The 1,429-nt window shown below is 48.4% G+C and carries 1 protein-coding gene; it reads right to left on the bottom strand.

Annotated features, from left to right (window positions below):
* Positions 1 to 319: 319 nt before the first annotated feature.
* Positions 320 to 976, bottom strand: a complete 657-nt coding sequence (locus VL15_RS42455) for a hypothetical protein (RefSeq protein WP_155420413.1) — start codon at positions 974 to 976, stop codon at positions 320 to 322.
* Positions 977 to 1,429: the final 453 nt, after the last annotated feature.

Raw genomic sequence — 1,429 nt, 5'->3', positions numbered from 1 at the left:
CGCGCAGCACAAGCGCGACGCACGCGCCCAAGCCACCGCGTCTTGGGAAAGGGCTTCGTGTACCCGCATGACGGCGTAACAAGATCGATTGCCACTCCCATCTCCCTCGATCGCCCACCTGCCGAACAACTTGACAATACCGAGCAATTGAGTGAGATTATTCAACGAGCCGCACTTATAGATACTCGTAAGCCGTATTGTGGGCGACAATTCAAGCGAGGCCGGTCGGCTGATTTGTTCAGTCTGGTGAGTATAAAATTTCACGTGAAAAGATGATCTCTATAAATTTCTTTGTCGTTGTTTTTTAAAATACATTTGTCTATCTTTTTGCTACGTTCACTGAGATTATTTTGATCGCGGTGGCGGGCTGAAAAGTGGCGTGCACTATGTCATCTCTTCTAAACGTACTCAAGTCGATGTCGGAAGGCGCGATCATGGACTGAGTTCCTAATACTCCGTGCAGTGTAAGGCGTCGTCGCGCCAGATCGACGCCCTCCACATTTGCCTTCATTGAAATTCGATTTGCGGCTTTACGAGGTGAGTTGCTCATGATGGAAGTCTGAGCGCCAATTCGCTCGAGAATTGGCGAATCAACACCTTTCGCCTTCTCGATTGCCATAAGTACGGCGCTCCTATAGACAATGACCACGATATCGTCTATATTTAATTGATCGAAGCCTGCCACTTCTGGTCGGATAAGAATTTCTACTGTGTTTCCATGAAACCCTTGCAGCGCAACAATGCGCGAGGAAGTGTCAATATTAATAATTCTACCCTTTATGTCAATGATCGGGTTATTTTTAATCTCAGTCTCCGTTGCGTTTGCTGGGTTGCTTGGTGCATAAATTCCAAAGCTGAGTGCCGAAACCATCAATATCATGGCAATGTTTCTTGAAATCGCGCAACTTCCATCGATGGAAGTTGGCATGTCGAAGAGATAAAATACATTGACTTCATGATTGAGTTTTTCGTTCATCGTTGAGCTGGTGTCGAATAACGGGGTGGGTGGTCAATTCTGCCAAAAAACCGGTGTTTTCGTCGTGCGCGCACACATCTGTGATTAGGTGTGCCCGTAAGAAGTCATGTTTAACGCAAAACGAGAAAATATCCAATGCAATTTGTGCATTTTCATATTTAGAGCCACTAACACAATTGAGGTGCTGTCGGGTTTGCAACTAAAGGTGGCGAGTAGAATGTGGCATGACGAGAACCACCACCATTTCCACCTTGCCGTCGGCCGACGTGTCGATTTCGTTCAAGAGTCACCGGCTCCGCCCGACATCATCGGGGTATTGTCAAGTTGTTCGGCAGGTGGGCGATCGAGGGAGATGGGAGTGGCAATCGATCTTGTTACGCCGTCATGCGGGTACACGAAGCCCTTTCCCAAGACGCGGTGGCTTGGGCGCATGCGTCGCGCTTGTGCTGCGCG

The organism is Burkholderia cepacia, from assembly GCF_001039005.1.
Taxonomy (GTDB): domain Bacteria; phylum Pseudomonadota; class Gammaproteobacteria; order Burkholderiales; family Burkholderiaceae; genus Burkholderia; species Burkholderia theae.
This window is presented reverse-complemented; position numbering and strand designations above follow the sequence as displayed.

Coding starts and splice junctions, on each gene's coding strand:
- VL15_RS42455 (WP_155420413.1), bottom strand. CDS start 976: ATGAACGAAAAACTCAATCATGAAGTCAATGTATTTTATCTCTTCGAC.